The following is a 20,029-nucleotide window of genomic DNA, read 5'->3' as shown; positions in this document are numbered from 1 at the left end:
CTATCGCACGAAGTACCAGGGGCTTTCCTGCACGGTGGGCTCCAGCGCGATGCCAGTGCGTTCCTTAAACAGATCCATGTCCTGAGATTTTTCGGTCCACCACGCGTTGGGCTTAAAGGTCATGCTCTCGACAATACGTTTGACAATGACGCTGTTGCGCAGCCTGGAGAAGTCGGTGTTCATGATCAGGATGGACGCGAGCACCAGCACGATGCCCAGGACCTTGATCGCGCCGGCGGGCTCGGCGTAGACACCAATGCCCAGCAGTACGGTGACGACCGTCTCGAATGACATTACGACGGGAACTTTCGACGTCTCGAGCCCCATGGACAGACCCTGCATATATAAGACATAGGCCACGGCTGTGGGGATGAGTCCAAAACCAAAGAACAACAGCAGCAGCTGTGGCGACATTGCCGCGGCGACATCTGGCCACGGAGCCGCGATAGCCGCCATAACCGCACCGCCAAAAACAAGGCCCCAAAACGTGACAGCCAGCGGGTGGACCGTCTTGGTTGCTATCCGGCTAAACACCGCGAGCGACGCGCCACAAAAGCCCGCGATCACGCCCGACGTGACGCCCCAAACCGAAAAATGGAAACCGGAAAGGTCGCCATTAGTTACCGCAAGTACACAGCCCCCTATGTTAAAAGCGATGGCAACGAGCTTGTTGGGGGTCACGTCCTCGCGATAAAGCACGCGGCCGAGCACGACGCCAAACACCGGCGAGGTATAGAGCAGCACCGAGGCCGTGGACATGCCCACCTCGCCCATACACTCGTAATAGCAAGTGTTGGCGGCGGCCAAACCGACGATACCGACAAGCGCGCAGGAAACAAGCTCTTTAGGGCTTGCCTTGAACAGGGCCAGCGGACCCTGAGCCACGGTAGACCCCTCACCCGAACGGCAGCCCATAAACATCAGGACCGGCGCCAAGATAAGCGCTCCGACCAACAAGCGAAAGGCAGCCATACTCTGGGACGTAACGCCCATGGCCGAGATGCCGTTTACAAAGATTCCGATGCTGCCCCACATAAGCGCGGCGATCAGCACCAGCACATAGCCCAGATTGCTTTTCTTCAACGCAGCCTCCTCGGTATTGTTTCCAATATGTTTCACACTACGTTATAGTCGTTATATACATTTTTCAAGGCACAAATCGGCAAACGGGAAATCTCTAGACAAAGGGAGTGTCCCGCCAGCCACGGTATCGTCGATGTTTTGGCAATGTCAGCGAAAACCCGCCAGAGCGAGCAAGGTGCCTTGAAGTGAGGCGGCATTGACCTTCTGGTCATGCCGCCGAAGCTGAAAGGCAGATTGCCGCTCTGGCGGGTTTGCAGCGTCGGCCGGTTACGGCGTTTGGTAAAACGCCGTAACTAATACTCAAGCTTCCACATGTAGCGACGCGTCATGTAGTCCTTGTGGGTGACTGCAGAGAGTGCACGCATGTACACATTGTTGAGGATCGGGGCAAAGATCAGGTGGTTGAAGTACTCGCTCACGCTGTCCTTGATGTCGTTGAGGCCAAGCTCCTTGGCGTCGAGCTGATAGACGCGCTCGCCACCGTACTGGTTGACGAAGCGGATGCCGCGCTCGTCGTTGCAGCGGCTGCGGCCGACGCTGATGAGCTGGAACAGCGAGGTGCGCTTGTCCAGGATCTCGAAGGGGCCGTGGAAGAAGTCGCAGGTGTTGATGGTGCAGGAGTCGATCTGCAGCATCTCCTGCACGTTGCAGATGCTAAAGACGTAGGCGGCACCAAAGAGCGGACCCTGAGCCATCACGTTGATGCAGGGCTTGTCGGCGTTCTGCTCGGCCCACTTGGCAGCGAGCGGACGGGTGTACTCGACGGCCTTGCGATAGATGGGGTCGACCAGGTCGAAGGCGGCCATAGCGGTCTCGTACTCGGCATAACCCTCGGTCTGCTGCGTGAGCTCCATGGCGATCATGGTCACGACGGCGGAGTTGGTACGGCCCATGCAGGACTCGTCGACGGCCAGGCTGTCATACTGGATCTTGTAGTCGCAGACCTCGGTGAGGCCGGACTCGTCAACATAGATTGCGATGGTGCTGGCGCCGTGGTCCTTGGCGACCTGGGCGGCGACGATGGTCTCCTTGGTGCCGCGCATGGACACGACAACGGCCAGGGTGTTCTCGTTGACGTAGGCCGGGGTGGCGTGCACGAACTCGTTGCTGGTGTAGCTGGAGCTCACGACCTGCGTGGCCTCGTGCTCCATAAAGTACTGGGCAGGATAGTTGCCGCCGTTGGATCCGCCGGCGCCAATCCACACGACGCGCTTGATGCCGCCCTTGTCTGCCTTGTCAGCCAAAACCTGGGAGACGACGTCCTTAACCTGTTCCTGAGTAGTCATCGCGCATCAGCCTTTCTTCTCGTTTGATGCTCTCGATGGCATACAAGTTACATACATGTTTTGGTTATGTCGACTAGTTGTATGCTATATTTGTCTTAGAATTTTTGCTGATGCGGTTTTTGATAATTGGCTACCAGCGGTTTTGTTGTCGTATTGAATACATGCTTGCTTAGATAAGCATACAAGTTAGATATAGGCTGATCGCATGAACGCTTCATCTAAAAAGAAACTGAGCCAATACGAGCGCTTGGCGGGTACGCTTCGCGACCGCATCGCCGCCGGCACCTACGCGCGCGGAGACAAGCTGCCGTCCGAGATGGAACTCATGGACGAATCGGGGCTGTCGCGCAGCACCGTACGCCATGCCCTTAAGGTGCTCGTTGATGAGGGTCTGGTTCGAACCGAGCGCGGGCGCGGCGCCTTTGTGGCCGACACGCCGGCGCTCCACGAGAACAACCTGGTGTTTTCGAGCTATACAGCGCAGGTCCAGGGTCAGGGCATGAAGCCCACCACGCGCACGGTGGACTCGGGCTTTACCAAGGCGGGCGGCAGCATAGCCAAGTTCTTTGATGCCGCCGTGGGCAGCAAGCTCGTCAAACTTGTCCGTCTGCGTTATCTGGACGATGCGCCACTGTGCCTGGAGACCACCTATCTACCACCGAGCTTTGAAGCACTCATCGACCGCGATATCAACGGTTCGCTCTACGCCACGCTGCGCCAGGAATTCCATCGCGCGCCGGCACAGGGACATAAGACCTTTGAGGTGTGCTATGCCTCGCAAAACGAGGCGTTTTTGCTCAACGTTGAGCGTGGGCAGGCGCTGATCCTGATCACCGACTACGTCTACGACACCGACGGCCGCCCGCTCCATGTCTCCAAGCGCATCCAGCGCACCGACCGCGCCAAATACACCGAGCCCATCGGCTAACCAATCGAAAACCACCACAATGGGGACAGGCACCTTTGTGGTGGTTTTTAGGGTTAACGCGCCAAAAACGATCGATTTTTAAGAGAAACCACCACAAAGGTGCCTGTCCCCATTGTGGTGGTTTTAGGCGAGGAGGTCGGGGAACCAGGTTGGCTTGGGCTGGTTGGGCGTGCGCTCGGCTAGGACCAGCTCCATCCAACACATGTCGTACCAGCGGCCGAACTTTTGGGCGCAGCGGTCGAAGGCACCCACCAGGCGATATCCCATATGGGCATGGAAATCCTGGCTGTTGTGCGTCAGATACTCGTCGTCCTTATCGTGCGGCACGGCGATGAGCGCGCACATGTTGGTGATGCCCATCGCAATCAGGCATTGCTTGAGCGTATCGTGCAACTTGCGACCCAGCCCGCCATGGCGCACATCGCGTGCCAGGTAGATCGACGTCTCGACCGACCAGTCGTATGCCTCGCGGCTGTTGAGCGGACTCACATAGGCATAGCCTATCGGACGCCCGTCCAGCTCCATCACCAGGTACGGATAGCGCTTGAGCGTACGCTCGATGCGCCCGGCGAACTCCTCAACGCTCGGCACCTCGTATTCGCAGGTAATCGCCGTCTGGCGCACATATGGCTCATAGATGGCAAGCAACGCCGGCGCGTCTTCGGGCGTCGCCAGGCGAATCGTCGGCTCGGACATCTCGGTCATACAACTCTTCTCCCCCAAAAGCAAAGGCCGCCCTGCGCCAAACCCAGCGCAGGGCGGCCCCTCGTCATTACATCAGGCTACAGGACAGCCGCCAGCGCGTCGATGTCCTCCTGCGTCGTGGCCCAGCTGGTGCAAAAGCGCACCACCGTATGAGTATCGTCGTACTTTTCCCAGTACTCGATCGCCGCATGCTCGCGAATGCGGGCCATATCCTCGTTGGGCAGAATCACGAACTGCTGGTTCGTGGGCGTCTCCAAGAAGAACTGGTAGCCGCGCTCGTGCAGCACACGACGAAGCGCCTGAGCGGTCTCAATCGCCTGGCGACCAATCTCAAAATACAGGCCATCGGTAAAAAGAGCCTCGAACTGCACACCCATCAGGCGGCCCTTGGCGAGCAGTGCGCCATGCTGCTTAATACGCGGAATGGGGTGCGCCGGGGCGTGCATGCCACAGAACACCACAGCCTCGCCGCAGAGCGCACCACACTTGGTGCCGCCGATGTAGAACACGTCACACAGCTGCGCCAGCTCGGGCAGGGTAATGTCGCACTCATCGGCCGCCAGCGCATAGGCCAGGCGAGCACCGTCCACAAACAGCGGAATCTCGCGCTTCTGGCACACCGCGTGAATCGCCGCGAGCTCGGCCTTGGAGTACAGCGTGCCGTACTCGGTCGATAGGCTCACATACACGGCACCCGGGAACACCGTGTGCTCGTAGCTCTCGTTTTCGTAGAACACCTGGATATAGTTCTCGAGGTCCTCGGCATGCATCTTGCCCTCGTAGCCGGGGATGGTGAGCACCTTGTGGCCGCCAAACTCGATAGCGCCCGCCTCGTGACAGGCGACGTGGCCAGTCTCAGCAGCAACGACGCCCTCGTAGGGCGCAAGCAGCATGTCGATCACCGTCGCGTTGGCCTGCGTGCCGCCCACCAGAAAAAACACGTCGGCATCGGGGGCCTGGCAGGCCTCGCGAATAAGTTGCTTGGCGCGCTCGGTGTGCGCATCGGTACCGTAGCCGGGCTGCGGCTCCATGTTGGTGTCGACGAGTGCCTGCAGCACTGCCGGATGTGCGCCGTGGGAGTAGTCGTTGTTAAACGCGAGCATGGCAATCCTCTCTAGCCGGGCACGGGCCCGATGATTCAAACGGGGCTATTGTACGCCGTTGGGATAGGCAACGCGCGCGGCAAGGCACTCAAGCGCCAACACCAGGGCAAAGCCGCAGCTCACGTCGCTCAAAAAGTGAGCTCCGATCACGATACGGCCAAAGGCGACGAGCGCCGCGACCACAGCCGCCGCCCAAAAGATCACGCGGCGACGCGAAGGTTTTTCCTTAAAGGCTGCCGCGGGAAGCCCGGCGAGCATAAGGCCGATCGCCGCGTGCGCCGTGTGTCCGCTCGCGAACGACTTGAACCCGTCCTTGATCACGCCGGCGGCGATATAGGTCCACTTGTCGGGGTTGCCGATCACCCACCACGGCTGAAAATCGAGCCCCGGCGTCACCTCGATCACGCGCATGCGCGGGCGCGACCACAGCGGCTTGACGATCACGTTGAGGATAATGGCCTGAGCGACCCACACGGCAAGTACCATCAACGCCCAGCGCGTGAGCTCGTCGGGCGCGGTCGCGCGCGTGAGGCGATAGACGATAAGGTTAGCGACGATGACCAGCACAAATGTCAGCACCAACTGAGCAGCGATGAGTTTGCCGCCAACCCGCAGGGACGAAACGATCTCGTAGCCGACCAGGCCAACGTTGACGAGGATGCCGAGCACGGCGAGCCATTTGCTCCCCCTGGAGTCGGGACGCACCGCACGCACGAGCATGACGCCCGCGACGCTTGCCGTCAGCTCGAACGGTAGCTCGCCGGCAGCCTCGATAAAGCGGCCGTACATGCTGCCGATATTGAACAGCGCGCTCGAAATCTGATAATCGAAGAAGCTGCCCACGCCCAGACAAAGGCACAGGACAACCGCGATAATGGCGACATCTTTCTTATAGATGTATCCGAACATGCTTTCCTTTCGATGGAACCAGATTGCCCAAATGGAGCGTTTGCAGCGTCGACCCGCTAGTCGTCGTCGCTAGCACCCAGCTGTTGCAGCAGCATGAGCGCCGCGGCCACAGGGCCGGTGCCGTCGTTGGCGTCAAGGCCGCGGCCCAAGCCGCTGCCCGCACCGGCGCCCGCCTTGTAGGGCACCGACAGCTTGCGGCTCTTGGGGAAGTTCACCGCGCCATAGCGGGTCTTAAGCTCAAAGGCCACCTTCTTGGGCACGTCGACGCCCAAAAACGTGATGCGTCCGCCGCTGAGCGTGACACTCTCGAGCCCCAGGCGCTCGCCGCGGATGCGGATACGCGCGCGGTTGAACAGGTTGAGTCCCGCCAACGGCAGCTCGCCATGCGCGGCCTCGGTCTCTTCCTGCACCTCATCGATGCTCTCCAGGTCCTCGGCCGCTGCGAGCCTGCGGTACACGAGCACGCGCTGATCCACCGCCGGCAGGTACTCCTCGGACAAGAAGTAGTCGGCCGGCAGGTTAATGCCCACGCTCGCCGCCTCCACGCCGGCGTCGTCATCGCCGCGCGCCTCGGCCACCGCCTGGCCCAGCATCTGCGTAAACAGGTCAAAGCCCACGCTCGACAGGTTGCCGTGCTGCTCGGCGCCCATAAGCGAGCCGGCGCCGCGAATCTCCAGGTCGCGCATGGCGATGCGCATGCCGCTGCCCAGGTCCTGGAACTCGGATAGTGCGGTCAGGCGCGCCGTGGCCTCCTCGGTGAGTGGCAGCTCGCCCGGGAACATAAAGTACGCGTAGGCCTGCGTGGCAGAGCGACCCACACGACCCTTGAGCTGGTAGAGCTGCGCCAGGCCCAGGCGCTGCGAGTCCTCGATGATCAGCGTGTTGGCGGTCGCGTTGTCGATACCGCTCTCCACGATGGTCGTGGCGATGAGCACGTCGATCTTTTTGGTCGCGAACTCGATCATCACGTCCTCGACCTCGCGCGGACTCATCTTGCCGTGCGCCACGCCCACGCGCGCCTCGGGCGCGGCCTCGTGCACGCGCGCCACGGCGTCATCGATGGTCTTGACGCGGTTGGACACGTAGTACACCTGGCCGCCGCGGCCCACCTCCAGGCGAATCGCCGCGCTTACCACGTCGGGGTCGTACTCCCCCACGTGCACGATCACGGGACGACGCCCGGTCGGCGGCGTGGTGATCAGGCTCATGTCGCGCACGCCGCTCGTGGCCATCTGCATGGTTCGCGGAATAGGCGTTGCCGAAAGCGTGAGCACGTCAATCTGCTCGCGCAGGTTCTTGAGCTGCTCCTTGTGCTGCACGCCAAAGCGTTGCTCCTCGTCGATGATCACCAGGCCCAGGTTCTTGGGGTTCACATCGGCCGAAAGCAGACGGTGCGTGCCGATGAGCACGTCGATCGTGCCCTCGGCAAACGCCTTGAGCGCGCGCTTTTGCTGCGCCGGGGTGCGGAAGCGGCTGAGCACCTCGACCTCGAGGCCAAACGGGGCAAAGCGCTCAAAGAACGTCTCGTAGTGCTGCTGGGCCAGAATGGTCGTGGGGCAGAGCACCATGACTTGGCGGCCGGAGTCCACGCACTTAAACGCCGCGCGCAGGGCAACCTCGGTCTTGCCAAAACCCACGTCGCCACACAGCAGGCGGTCCATGGGCTTGGGCGCCTCCATATCGGCCTTAATGTCGGCGATGGCCTCCAGCTGGTCGCGCGTCTCGTCGTAAGGAAAGCTCTCCTCCATCTCGATCTGCTCGGGCGTGTCAGGCGGGCAGGCGATACCCGCGATTGATGAGCGGCGCGTATACAGGTCGACCAGGTCAAACGCCAGCTTTTTGGCGTTCTTGCGCGCCTTGTTGGTGGCGCGCGTCCAGTCGGCTGTGTTGAGCCTGGTCAGGCGCGGTTTGTCGCCGTCGGGGCCAACATAGCGCGTGATACGGTCGACCTGCTCGAGCGGCACGTAGAGCTTGTCGCCGTCGGCATATTCCAGCAAAAAGTAGTCGCGCTCTTTGCCGCCCACTTCCTGACGCGCAATCTCGCTAAAGAGTGCGATGCCGTGAGTGGCGTGCACCACGTAGTCGCCCGGCTTAAACGGGAAGGTGATCTGCGTAATGTCCACCTTGCGGCGGCTGCGCGCGCGGTTGGCATCCATACGGGCGTTGAGGTCGGCAATCGAGAATACGGCCAGGTTGGCATCGGGCACCACCACGCCCTGCGGCAGGGCGGCATCGACAAAGGTCACGCGCCCGCGCGAGATGGTGGGCACGGCGGCACCGGCGGCAGCCTGGGCCGCGCCCGCCTCGAGCGAGCGGGCGTTGAGTGCGTCGGCCTTACGCTCGCGAATGGAAGCGTGGGCCTCCTGGCGTGCGGCACGGTCGGCGGAATCCGCCGCTGCCACGCGCACGCGGTCGCCGATAGCGCCGGCATTTTCGGGCGCCGCGGTCAGCGATTCCTCAAAGGTAATGCCCTCGTCGCCAAAGGTGAGCTCCATCGACTCACGCGCGCCGCGGTCGGGAATGGCAAACACGCAGGCATAGCGCTTGCCCACGACCTCCTGGATGCGCGTCATAAAACGGTTGTCCGAGCCTGCGATGGCAGGCTGCTCAATCTTGAGCTCGGCCGTCACCGCGCCGCCGGCACGAATGAGGCTTACGTAGTTCAGGCGCTGCTGGGCACCAAAATCGAGCTGTTGAGCGCGCACGTACAGACCGTCCAGGCGGTCAATCCCCGCCTCGCCGGCACGGGCCTCGATATCCTCGTAGGCACGCAGGCAGTCGTCGAACAGCGAGCGCGGCTCGGACAAAACCACAAGCGCCTTGCCGCTCACGTGTGCCAACGGGCTTACGGTCTGGCCGTACATCACCGGCAAAAAGCGGTCGAGCTCGGGCGTGACGATGCGTGCATCCACCATCTCGAGCAGCGCTGCCAGCTTGCTATCGTCCTGGCTGGCGCGGTAGAGCGCCACGTGCATGTTGTGAACGGCATCGTCGGTAAGCGCCAGCTCACGGCAGGGGAAGATCTCGATACTGTCCTCGTTGCCGATGGTTTGGCCCGTGGAGCTCACCATGCGGCGGATGCGGTCAATCTCGTCGCCAAAGAACTCGATGCGTACGGGCGCCTTTTCCTGTGCGGGGAACACCTCGACGGTGTCGCCGTGCACGCGGAACAGACCGGGCGCGTCGGCGGCGCCGGCATTGGTGTAGCCCATGCCCACCAGGCGCTGCGGCACCTCGTCAAAAGGAATCTCCTCGCCCACCGCAAAAGTGGTGGACTCCCAATAGCGACTCTCGACCGGCGGCACGCAGCGCAGCAGCGCACGGGCCGAGGCAACCATGATGCAGTTGTCCCCGCGCACGATGCGCCCCAGAGCCTCGCAGCGCTGCGCCACCACGGCGTCGTCGGGCGCCTGCTCGCGCCACGGATAGTCCTTGCGCTCGGGAAAACGGCACACATGCGCCAAGCCCACATAGGCGGCCAGACTGCGCGCGGCGCGATCGGCCGCATCCTCGCCACTCACAATGTAGACCGTGGGGCGCGGGCGGCGCGCAAACTGGGCGGCCGCCATAAGCGTGCGGCCCGACTGCGACACAGCCAGCGTCACGTCCTCGCCGGCATCGAGTCCGGCCTCGACGGTCTGCAAGGCCTCGGCAGTGTAGAGCTGCGCGGCTATACGGTGAATGAGCATGCTGTTCCTCCGGCATCGCAACGCCAAAAGCCCGCCGGGGCAAGCTCGGCGGGTATGCGGCGGATTTCATTGCCTGTCATGGTAGCGCATGGAAAGGACTCCGGCTCAAGGGCAAACCCAGCCCCGCAAAAAACGCCAGACGAAGATGCGTTCCGCCCTACCCCGCTACGCGCACGCTGGGACACAAATCCGCCAGCGGGCACTCGTCGCACTTGGGTTTGCGGGCGTCGCAGATCTCGCGGCCAAATGTGATCCACTGGTGGTTGACCGACTCCCAATACTCGTGCGGCAAAATCTTGAGCAGATCCTGCTCGGTCTTGAGCGGCTCCTTGGCATGCGTCTTGGGGCTCAGCATCAGGCGGTGCGCGATGCGGTTGACGTGCGTATCGACCGCGATGCCCTCGACAATGCCAAACCCCACGTTGAGCACGATGTTCGCCGTTTTGCGCCCCACACCCGGCAGTTTGACGAGCTCCTTCATGTCGGCCGGTACCTCGCCGCCGTAATCGGTGACGATCATCTGCGCGGCTTCCACGGCGTGCTTGGCCTTGCTCTTATAAAAGCCGAGTGACTTAATGGTACCGGCCACATCGGCCACGCTCGCCCCCGCCATGGCCTCGGGCGTGGGCCACTGGGCAAACAGCCGCGGCGTCACCTTGTTGACCTGCGCGTCGGTCGTCTGCGCCGAGAGCAGTACGGCAATGAGCAGCCTAAAGGGATTCTCGTGATCCAAAAAACACTCGACCGGGCCATAGCGACGGTTGAGGCGCTCGCACACCTCAACGGCGCGCTCGCGTTTGGCGGCATTGGTCTCGCGTGGCATAATGACTCCTCGCTTCAGCGGCATAACAAACCTATGGGCACGATTGTCCCACGTATGGGGTCTTTACGCCTCCAAAAATGCGCCGGTCTGGCGGCCCCACAGGCTTGCGTACTCGCCGCCCGCCTCGACAAGCTGCGCATGCGTACCGTCCTCGACAATCTCGCCGTCCGCCAGCACCACGATGCGATCGAGCGCCGCCACGGTAGACAGGCGATGTGCCACCACAATGGAGGTGCGACCGCGCATCAGGTTCTCGAGCGCCTCCTGCACCAGCGCCTCGGACTCGCTGTCCAAGGCAGACGTCGCCTCGTCGAGCACCAGGATCGGCGCGTCGGTCAGGATAGCGCGGGCGATGGCCACGCGCTGACGTTGGCCGCCCGAAAGCTTGACGCCGCGCTCGCCCACCATGGTGTCAAAGCCGTTGGGCAGGCGGTCGATAAACTCCAGGGCATTTGCCAGGCGCGCGGCCTCGCGGATCTGCTCGTCGGTGGCATCGGGGCGGCCGTAGGCGATATTCTCGCGAATGGAGCGATGGAACAGCAACGCCTCCTGCGGCACGTAGGCAACCTGGCGGCGCAGACTCTGCTGCGTACAGCGCGAGACGTCCTGGCCGTCCACGAGCACGCGGCCGCCCTGTACGTCGTCCAGGCGCAGCAACAACTTGGTGAGCGTCGTCTTGCCCGAGCCCGATTTGCCCACCAGGCCCACGCGCTGGCCCGCTGCCACATGGAGCGTCAGGTCGTCGAACACGCTCTCGCCCGCCGCGGCATCACGGTATGCAAAGCTCAGGTGCTCAAAATCAATCGCACCCTCGCCCACCTTGAGCTCGGGGGCATTCTCGTCGTCTGCCACCAGACGCGGCTCGTCCAGCACGCGCGTCATCTCGGCCGCATCGCCCAGCGCGCGGTTGATGCGTTGCATCATGGAGCTCACGTAGTTCAGACGCATGGTGAGGTTGTACGTATAGGTAAAGATCATGACGAGCGCGCCGGCCGAGATGCCAAACCACGCGTTGCCACCCGCGACGAACACACTCACCACGGCCATGGTGATGACGATAAGGCCCGAGGTCGTAAAGTTGCGCTGCATCATGGCGTGCATCGAAACCGTTTCAGCATCGCGCGCGGCGCGGTCGGCGGTATCGAACAGGTCGCGCTCAAAGTCCTCGCGCCCACAGGTCTTGACGGCCAGGATGTTCGTGACCGCGTCGGACAGCACGCCCGACAGTTTGTTCTGAGCGGCGGACGTCGCGGCCGAAAGCGGCATGATGCGCTTGTACATAAGCCAGACAAACGCAATGTAGACGACCATGATGCCCACCAGGATCACGGTAAACGTCGGCACCACCGGAGCGAGCGCCGCCACCGTGCAGACAACCGAGGTAATGGTGGGAATGAGCGAATACACCGTCACGTCGACCAAGCCCGTGTAGCCACTCATAAAACGACTCGTCTGGCTCACAAGCGATCCGCCAAAGCGGCTGGTGTGAAATGTCATGGATTGATTGGAGAGCGTGTCAAAGCACAGGCGCGCCAGGTGATAATTGCCCGCAATCTCGAGCTTGTAGACGGTGTAGTCCTGCAGCTTGGAGAGGATCTGGCCCACTAGGTTAACGAACACGAGCGCCAGAATATAGGGACCAAAGACCTCAAACACCTGGTCGCCCGCCACGGGGCCGGCCTGGACGCGGTCGACGATAAGGGCCATCACGTAGGTGTTGGCAAACGTGAGCAAAAAGATGTAGCCCGCCGACGAGAACACCGAGAGAAAGACGATCAGCGGCTGTGTGCGCGTGACGTCCCAAAAACGCTGTAGCGTGCGGCGCACGGTGGAGCGTTTGAGCGGACTGGTGTTTCTCTGAGACATGGGCTTCCTTTCGCGTCTGATAGGGCGAAACGCCATTGTTGCACACTAAAGCGCACTTCAGGCAAGCACGATGCGAAAAGCGCCCGCGCCGTGCTTGTGCAGGCACCCCGCCGTCAGATGCAGCTAGTCTTCGTCTTTTTGGTCTGCGAGCAAGCCTGCGGACTCCAAGCCCAAAATCTCGTCGGCCTCCCGCGCGTCTTCCAGCGCGTCGATATCCTTGAGCTTGCGCTCCATAACGTTGGTGCGCGTGGTGATGATGCCCTCGACCGTTTTACCCGCGGTCTCGATCTGCTGCTGGGCACGACGCAGCGCCGCCTGATAGCGCGGCAGCTCGGCCTTGACGGCAGAGAGCACACGCAGCACGTCGTCGGTGCGCTTTTGCAGCCTAAACGTCTGGTAGCTCATCTGCAGGCTGTTGAGGATGGCCGCCATGGTGCTGGGGCCGGCAACGTTAACGTGATAGTCGCGGCCCAGGGTCTCGATAAGCCCGGGGCGGCTGACGACCTCGGCGTACAGGCCCTCAAACGGCACGAACATAATGCCAAAATTGGTGGTCGCGGGCACGCTCAGGTATTTTTCGCAGATGTCCTTTGCCTCGCGTTTCACCATAGCATCGAGTGTCTTGCGCGCGGTGGCCACAGCTTCGGCATCACCCGACTCTTGCGCGTCGAGCAGATGCTCGTACGCGTCGCCCGGGAATTTGGAGTCGATCGGCAGCAGCACGGGATCGCCCTCGTCCACCGGCAGCTTGACGGCAAACTCAACGCGCTCCGAGGCGCCGGGCTTGGTGGCGACGTTTTCCAGATACTGGTCGGGCGTAAGGATGTCCGCTAGGATTGCACCCAGCTGTACCTCGCCCAAAATGCCGCGCGCTTTTACATTACCCAGCACGCGCTTAAGGTCGCCCACGCCAGTGGCGATAGATTGCATGTCGCCCAGGCCCTTGTACACGGCCTCGAGCTGGTCGCTCACCTGCTTAAACGATGCAGACAGACGGTCGTTGAGCGTGCGAGAGAGCTTCTCGTCCACCGTCGCGCGCATCTGATCGAGCTGCACGTTGTTGTCTTTGCGGATGGCGCCCAGCTGAGCATCGACCGTCTCGCGCACCTTGTCCAGGCGATGCTCGATGCCCTCGCGATTGGCGCCGAGCTGTTGGGCCGTCTCACGGCGCAGGTCATCCATCCGGTCACCAGCTTGCGAGAACTCGCGTGCGATGACCAGGTAACGTTGCTGCTCCACGGCCGCATCGGTCGTCTGCTGCTGCGCGATGGCGTTTGCCGTGCGGCGTGTTTCGGCCAGCGCGACGTTCAGGGCATCGAGCGCGTTGTTGGCCTGCTCGAGCGCAGCCAGCATCTCTGTTCCGCTATCGCCACGCTCCCGCAGCTCGGCGCGAAGGCCCTTGAGCTGCAGGGCACAAGCCACAGCAACCCCCACCGCCACCAAGGCGATCACAACAAGCACGATATCAATAGCAGACATAGTCTCCGCCCAACAAACTCAATCGACCATCAATCAAAACCGCGATCAATCTTACCCCGCCACACGCACCGGGCGTCACATGGCAATCGGACAAATGGATTTTGGGCCACAGGTACTAAAACGCTAACTCTCCCAGCCGGCGCGGATAGTTGTTACGACATCGCTTAGGCGCTGGCCGAGAGCTGCCAAGTGCTCAAGCACCTCACTGGGCGAGGCGCCGTTGAGAATGCACGTGAGGGCATATGAGGCCAAGAAGATTGCCGCGAGCCCCAACGGAATCAGCACGATCATCGCCAGCGTACGCAGGCGCTGGCCCACGCGGCGACGACGCGCACGACGCTTGTCGAACGCGAGCTCCTGCGCATATGAATCTTGCTGTACGGAATAGGCCTCTGGTGCCGATTCGCACCCGGGCACAGCTGCAGGTACAGCAGCGGGCACGACATTTTGCGCAAAGGGCTGGACTGCCGCCCCTTGCATTTGTATCTCCATGAGTCGTTGCTGCTGACGCAGCATGCGCTCAGCTTGTTGCTGCGGAGTCTCAAGAAACAGATCCATGCTGGCCTCCAAAATCGGAGCATTCGACGCTTACGACCAGCATCCCGCACCGCCATGACCGCGACAACGCAATCGCCGGCAATAGCCACAAAGTTTCTTTTGCTCATAAGCTGTCGAAAAGCTCAACAACTCCCCTACCAGCACTTTCTCTGAGCTTTTTTCGCCAACAATCTTTTGGCCTTCCGCCCTTACGCCAACTGACCAAAATCTAACCAATAGCTTGACGAAAATTGTGGAGACCGGGACCCCACAAAAACGTGCCGTCCCAAAAAGGGGCGGCACGCAAACTAACCTATGGGCCAAAACTCGTTGGCAAGCCCGCGCCGTCAGGCCCGCGGTGCATGCCTTTGCCTCGCGCGACCCTGCGGAGCCGTGAGCGAGAGGGAAAGGAATGCGCCGCGGGCCTGACGCCCGGAGCGGTGAGGCCAGCAGTTGCCCCGCGCTCCGCAGTCGGTGAAAGCAGATTACATGCCCGCGAGACCTCGAGCTGCGGTGGCACACATAAACGCCAGGACCAGGATCACGAGTGAGCCCGCGATGTCGACCAGCACGCCCATTACGCGACGCTCAAACAGCCAGCTTTCAAAGTGCGGGGCGACGTTGCGCCAAACACGCCACAGCAAAATACCCATACCAATCACGCCCGGAATATTGAGCAGTAGGATCTCGGAGCACAGAAGGCCAATCAGGTTGCCGGCGGCAAAACCAGCGTCGCCCTCGCAGTATTTGCGATAGACCATGTATAGCATGTACGCCGCAAACGGCTGCAGGCACGCAGAGATAAACGTGACCACCATCGAGGGGTCCTGCGAAAAGACATCGGTGAGCTTATCCACGCTCGTAGCGTCCTTCGAGGCCAGGAACAAACCGATGACCACCACGGGCACCACACCCAAGATGACCTCGACCATCGTGAACAGCTTGGCAGTCAAGTCCTCACTCGCCGAATTCAAATGAGGCGCCCACTCAGGATGAGCATGCGCACCGGCTTTCTTCTTATCGGCACGCTCTGCCTTGCCGCCCTCAACAACCCGACGCTCAGGATCCTTACGAGTCCCAGCAGCAGCCACCCGAGCCCGAGATTTCTTACCCATAACCAACACCTCACAAGAGGAAACGAATAGCCAACGCTACCCAGTGTACCCCCTAAGCAACATCACCGCCCCAACTGGCCCCATACAAAAACGTGCCGCCCCAAAAGGGGCGGCACACAAACTTCTAATCAGCTTTTCTGTATCGAGCACGCGACGACCCAACGCCGGAGCGCAAGGCGGGGAAATACCTTTGCCTCGCGCGACTCTGCGAAGCCGTGAGCGAGAGGGAAAGGTATTTCCCCGCCCTGCGCTCCGCAGCAGCCAGCGCCAAGCGCTAGTAGTTCACCACCTGCTCCTCAAAGTACGCCTTGGGGTGGTTACACACCGGGCACACCTCAGGTGCCTCGGCACCAACGTGCAGATGTCCGCAGTTCAGGCACTTCCACACCTTTACGCCCTCGCGCTCAAACACCTCGCCCGACTCGATGCGCTCGACGAGCTTGTTGTAGCGCTCCTCGTGGGCCTTCTCGACGGCGGCGACACCATGGAACTTTGCGGCAATCTCGGCAAAGCCCTCTTCCTCGGCGGTCTTGGCAAACTCGTCGTACATCGTGGTCCACTCGTAGTTCTCACCCGCGGCGGCATCGCGCAGATTGTCCAGGGTATCGGGGACGGCGCCATCGTGCAGATACTTAAACCACAGTTTGGCGTGCTCGGACTCGTTGCCAGCCGTCTCGGCAAAGATGTTCGAGATCTGAACGTAGCCGTCCTTCTTTGCCTTGGAGGCATAGTAGCGATACTTGGTGTGTGCCTGGGACTCACCGGCAAAAGCGGTCTCGAGGTTCTTCTTGGTTTGGGAATTCTCAAAATCCATAGGTGTACTTCCCTTCAACGCATGCCGCCCGTAGGCTTCGAGCGGCCTCGTCTTTAGGATGCCCTCATGTCGGAAATCTAAACCTTACAATCCTGTTCTTCAGATTTCCACGGGCTAAATGCTCAGCCAGCGATCGCCCTCGGCTCGGCAAAAGCCCTCACGCTCCAGGTCGGCCAGAATGCCCGCGACAAGCTCGCGCTCGACCGGCCCGCGCCCAGCCGCCGCTTCCATATCGTTAACGCCCACCACGGCATCAGCAAGCGTAATCCCCGCCGGTTGGCCATCGCGCGCTGCCAGCAACATGCGCACGATATGCGCGCGCTTTTGGCGACGTGAGCCCTCAAACTTTGATTGACGGCTATAGCCCGCCGAGCGCCTGGACGGATTGGGCAACGTCTTTTTTAGATATGCGCCGTAATCCAGCAACGCGTAATACCACGCGCGCGGCGTGTCGGCATCATCGAGCGGCACGGCAAAGGGAGCGATCTCGTCGGTCGCCGCACCGGGGACCGCCGGACAGGCCGCCTGAATCAGCGGCACCAGCTCGCGGTCGGGAACAGCCGGTACATCGGGAAAGAAGTGATGCAGAAAGACCGTGCGCACGTTGGTCTCCAGATACACGCCTGGAAGGTCAAACGCAAACGACCGGATACCTTGCGCCGTTGCCGGGCCAATACCAGGCAGAGCGACCAAGTCACGCGTCTCACGCGGAAACTCACCGTCCCAGTCCTCCACAACGCGCTGAGCGGCCTTGTGGAGCGCCAGAGCGCGTCGGTTGTAGCCCATGCCCTGCCAAGCGTCCAAAACATCGGAAGGCGCGGCTTGGGCAAGCGCCTGCACGGTCGGAAAGCGATCGAGCCACGCCGGCATACGCGTCTCCACGCGTGGCACCTGTGTTTGCTGCAACATGACCTCGGAAAGCCAAATGATGTACGGATCGCGCGTGCGGCGCCACGGAAGGTCGCGATAACGCAGGACCCCTTCCGAACGAATCATCGAACGAAAGGGGTCCTGAATCATATCTATGCTCCTTATGCGGCGCTATTCCTCCCGGCATGTATACGCACAGGTGGCGTACTCGGGAAACGCTTCGCGGTCGGCGAACTTGGGATCGACGGCCGGGAACTGGCGGTGAGCGACGATGTCGCCGAGCGAAACGGAATCGAGGTAGTCGCGCATCAATGCTTGAGCTCCGGCCCACAGGGGATGATAGCAGCACGTGCCCATGCGCGCACAGTCACCATCGGGCGCGGTGCAATCATTCATAACCATAGGGCCTTGAACGGCCTCGACGACCTGGCGGATAGTGACGTCGTCCGGACTGACCTTGAGACGCATGCCACCGTGGACGCCACGCAGGCTCTCCACAATACCGGCCTGGACCAAACCGTGCTGAATCGAGCGGGCAAACGAATACGGAACATTGACCTCTTCGGCAGCGGTGCGAACAGAAAGCAAACGCTCCGGATCCTCGGCAAGCATCGCCAACATACGAAGGGCGTAATCAGTCTTCCTCGATATGTCCACTTTTCCCCTTTCAAGGAATACGAACAGCTCGAACGAGCTCCGGGGCCGAGCTTGTGTCGAGACGCTAAATGACCGCAGGACATCCAAATGGTAAATCGGATATCCACTGAGTGCCGCGCTTGGAGCGAAATGCATCAGATGCGGCCTACAGTGCAATTTAGTATAACCTAACCCCCTGTCTCGTTGAACAGGTGTTGCGCAACAAAGCTGTTGTTCAGACAAATATGCTTATTAGATTTTACTTGCGTTCCCGAAGGGGCGGGGATTCTGGGCGAAGATGCGCCAGGGCGATCGTTCTACCGAAACAAAGTGCATCAAACGCAAAAAGCCACGTCCGAAGACGTGGCTTTAATTGCGTTGGCGGGAAGTACGGGGCTCGAACCCGCGACCTCCGACGTGACAGGCCGGCGCTCTAACCAAACTGAGCTAACTCCCCAGGCAGGCGTTCGCGTTTGTTTCCGCTCGCGTGCGCTGCGGGGATTAGTATACACAGAAGTCTGTCCGGCGCGCAACAACTTTTTTGAAAAAATTTTTGGGGCCATCCGGGAGGGTCTCCGGGGCTGGGGGCGGGGGTTAAGTTTGCTGCTCTACAGTCCTGCGCAAGACGGAAAGCACATTAAGTGCTTTCCTTTGCGTGCGGAACTCGCGACAAACTTAACCCCCGCCCTCAGCCCCGGAAGCCCTCCCTGCCGTCACATTATTCAACCAGTTTTGCGGGCGTGCGCCGCTGCGCGGCTAGCCCGCGTGCTCCTCGGCGGGGTTGGTCTGATTGTTTTTGTTGAAGCTCTGCCTTTGGCTCAAATGGAAACGGGGGACGCAATCTGCATCCCCCGTTTTTGTTGCGGTTAGTCCAAGTCAATAAACTTGGTGCTTAGGATCTTGCCGTCTTTGACGAGCATTCTGGCCATGGTGGGGCCTCGGGTGCCTCTGGGGTAGCTGGCGCTGCCCGGGTTGAGGACTAAGCAGCGGCCCACCTGGGCTTCTTTGGTTACGTGGGTGTGGCCGTTGATGGCTACGTCTACGGATCCCACCGGAAGGTCTTCGCGGTAGTGGGCTACGGCAAATTTGAGGCCTTCGTAGGTAAAGAGCGCAAGACGGTCTACATCGGGGCCGTAGTCGCGGTAGTAATCGTTGTTGCCCAATACGGCCCGTACAGGGGCGATGGTGCACAGGTGCTCGTAGTCCATCTCTGACGTGAGGTCGCCGGCGTGGATGATCAGGTCTGCGCCCTCAAGCTCATCCAAGAGCGCAGGCGATAAATAGCCGTGGGTGTCCGAGATGATGTCGATACGCTTGGCGCTTGCACTGTTCATGGGATCCCTTCCGCAAAAAACGATTCGGCAGATACATACAAAAAAGGCCCCACGGCTCCGCAGACGATGGGTCTACAGGGCTGCGGGGCCAGTGCGCTAGAGACTCAAGGCCTTCTTGAGCGGCACGACGCGGCGGCGCGAAACCGGCACGCGTTCGTCGACGCCCGTTATGCCCAGCTGGATGGCGCCCGAGGGCACCGTCTCGACGTCCGTAACGCACGCCAAGTTGACGATATAGCGGCGGTGAACACGGAAGAAGCCAAAGTCGCAGAGCTTGGCCTCAAACTGCGCCAGCGAGGTCGTCGACAAAAAGCGATCATCGACGGTATAGATGCAGGAGTAATCGTCCTTGGCCATGATAAAGCGGATGTCGTCCACGGGAATGAGCACCTTGCGGCCGCCCTTTTCCACCGGGATACGCTCGATGGTCACTTTGCTGTCCGTAACCGGCTTGGCGCGTTGCATGACCTTCTCGATCGCGCGATCCAAGCGAGCTTCCTCGACAGGCTTCATCAGATAATCGACGGCATCGACGTCGAATGCCTCGACCGCATGGTCGCTATACGCAGTCACAAACACGATCGCCGGCGGATTTTTGAGCTTATGCAGCGCCTCGGCAAGTTGCAGGCCCGAGGCACCGGGCATCGAGATATCGAGAAACACGACATCCACGCGACTTTCCATAAGCATCTCGATGGCGGAGCGGACGCTCGACGCCTCCGTGATCGTGCCGATCTTGCCCGTTTGCTCGAGCAGGAAGCGAAGCTCCGAGCGAGCCGGCGCCTCATCATCCACAATCATCGCACGCAGCATAGGGATAAAACCTTTCGTCAACTAACTACGCCGGGCATC

17 protein-coding genes and 1 tRNA gene are annotated in these 20,029 nt (G+C 61.1%); 1 reads left to right on the top strand and 17 read right to left on the bottom strand.

The window, feature by feature from the left end; all coding sequences use genetic code 11:
* Both DW645_RS02385 and DW645_RS02380 read right to left on the bottom strand, forming a co-directional pair.
* The gene (locus DW645_RS02385; RefSeq protein ID WP_118226095.1) at positions 1-1,083 is read right to left on the bottom strand and encodes a DMT family transporter; all 1,083 of its coding nucleotides are present in this window, start codon (positions 1,081-1,083) and stop codon (positions 1-3) included.
* Positions 1,084-1,376: 293 nt separating this feature from the next.
* Complete coding sequence (locus DW645_RS02380; protein ID WP_118226093.1) at positions 1,377-2,369, bottom strand: SIS domain-containing protein; 993 nt, start codon at positions 2,367-2,369, stop codon at positions 1,377-1,379.
* A 205-nt stretch (positions 2,370-2,574) separates the two neighbouring features.
* On the opposite strand from DW645_RS02380, the gene DW645_RS02375 reads away from it, so the two are divergent.
* Complete coding sequence (locus DW645_RS02375; RefSeq protein WP_118226091.1) at positions 2,575-3,297, top strand: GntR family transcriptional regulator; 723 nt, start codon at positions 2,575-2,577, stop codon at positions 3,295-3,297.
* 123 nt (positions 3,298-3,420) lie between these two features.
* Here DW645_RS02375 and DW645_RS02370 read toward each other — a convergent pair whose 3' ends face one another.
* The 15 genes from DW645_RS02370 to DW645_RS02300 form a co-directional block, all read right to left on the bottom strand.
* Positions 3,421-4,002 carry a GNAT family N-acetyltransferase gene (locus tag DW645_RS02370; RefSeq protein ID WP_118226089.1) on the bottom strand — a complete coding sequence of 194 codons (582 nt, stop codon included), beginning with the start codon at positions 4,000-4,002 and terminating at the stop codon, positions 3,421-3,423.
* Between the two features lie 77 nt (positions 4,003-4,079).
* Positions 4,080-5,105: a low specificity L-threonine aldolase gene (locus DW645_RS02365; RefSeq protein ID WP_118226087.1), complete on the bottom strand. Its 1,026-nt coding sequence runs from the start codon at positions 5,103-5,105 to the stop codon at positions 4,080-4,082.
* Between the two features lie 45 nt (positions 5,106-5,150).
* Positions 5,151-6,014 carry a phosphatase PAP2 family protein gene (locus tag DW645_RS02360; protein ID WP_118226085.1) on the bottom strand — a complete coding sequence of 288 codons (864 nt, stop codon included), beginning with the start codon at positions 6,012-6,014 and terminating at the stop codon, positions 5,151-5,153.
* A gap of 56 nt (positions 6,015-6,070) precedes the next feature.
* Positions 6,071-9,703 carry a transcription-repair coupling factor gene (mfd, locus tag DW645_RS02355; RefSeq protein ID WP_118226083.1) on the bottom strand — a complete coding sequence of 1,211 codons (3,633 nt, stop codon included), beginning with the start codon at positions 9,701-9,703 and terminating at the stop codon, positions 6,071-6,073.
* A gap of 157 nt (positions 9,704-9,860) precedes the next feature.
* Positions 9,861-10,526: an endonuclease III gene (nth, locus tag DW645_RS02350; RefSeq protein ID WP_118226081.1), complete on the bottom strand. Its 666-nt coding sequence runs from the start codon at positions 10,524-10,526 to the stop codon at positions 9,861-9,863.
* A gap of 63 nt (positions 10,527-10,589) precedes the next feature.
* Positions 10,590-12,392 carry an ABC transporter ATP-binding protein gene (locus DW645_RS02345; protein ID WP_118226079.1) on the bottom strand — a complete coding sequence of 601 codons (1,803 nt, stop codon included), beginning with the start codon at positions 12,390-12,392 and terminating at the stop codon, positions 10,590-10,592.
* Positions 12,393-12,515: 123 nt separating this feature from the next.
* Entirely contained in the window at positions 12,516-13,871 is a 1,356-nt protein-coding gene (locus DW645_RS02340; RefSeq protein WP_118226077.1) for a DNA recombination protein RmuC, read from the bottom strand.
* A gap of 123 nt (positions 13,872-13,994) precedes the next feature.
* On the bottom strand, positions 13,995-14,429 hold the full coding sequence (locus DW645_RS02335; protein WP_118226075.1) for a hypothetical protein: 435 nt from the start codon (positions 14,427-14,429) through the stop codon (positions 13,995-13,997).
* Positions 14,430-14,893: 464 nt separating this feature from the next.
* Positions 14,894-15,523 (bottom strand): hypothetical protein, encoded by a 630-nt coding sequence (locus DW645_RS02330; protein ID WP_147356620.1) that lies wholly within the window; start codon positions 15,521-15,523, stop codon positions 14,894-14,896.
* Positions 15,524-15,797: 274 nt separating this feature from the next.
* Entirely contained in the window at positions 15,798-16,337 is a 540-nt protein-coding gene (rbr, locus tag DW645_RS02325) for a rubrerythrin (protein ID WP_118093955.1), read from the bottom strand.
* Between the two features lie 114 nt (positions 16,338-16,451).
* Entirely contained in the window at positions 16,452-17,357 is a 906-nt protein-coding gene (locus tag DW645_RS02320) for an adenine glycosylase (RefSeq protein WP_117564952.1), read from the bottom strand.
* 21 nt (positions 17,358-17,378) lie between these two features.
* On the bottom strand, positions 17,379-17,864 hold the full coding sequence (locus tag DW645_RS02315) for an Rrf2 family transcriptional regulator (RefSeq protein ID WP_117564951.1): 486 nt from the start codon (positions 17,862-17,864) through the stop codon (positions 17,379-17,381).
* A 358-nt stretch (positions 17,865-18,222) separates the two neighbouring features.
* A tRNA-Asp gene (locus DW645_RS02310) sits at positions 18,223-18,300 on the bottom strand.
* 409 nt (positions 18,301-18,709) lie between these two features.
* Positions 18,710-19,177 (bottom strand): YfcE family phosphodiesterase, encoded by a 468-nt coding sequence (locus DW645_RS02305; RefSeq protein WP_117584170.1) that lies wholly within the window; start codon positions 19,175-19,177, stop codon positions 18,710-18,712.
* 96 nt (positions 19,178-19,273) lie between these two features.
* Positions 19,274-19,990, bottom strand: coding sequence for a LytTR family DNA-binding domain-containing protein (locus DW645_RS02300; protein WP_006235156.1), 717 nt, complete (start codon positions 19,988-19,990; stop codon positions 19,274-19,276).
* Between the last annotated feature and the right edge of the window lie 39 nt (positions 19,991-20,029).

It is taken from the genome of Collinsella sp. AM23-17 (assembly GCF_003470945.1).
GTDB classification, from domain to species: Bacteria; Actinomycetota; Coriobacteriia; order Coriobacteriales; family Coriobacteriaceae; genus Collinsella; species Collinsella aerofaciens_O.
Note: the sequence above shows the minus strand (reverse complement) of the source record. Positions and strands in the feature narration are given on the sequence as shown.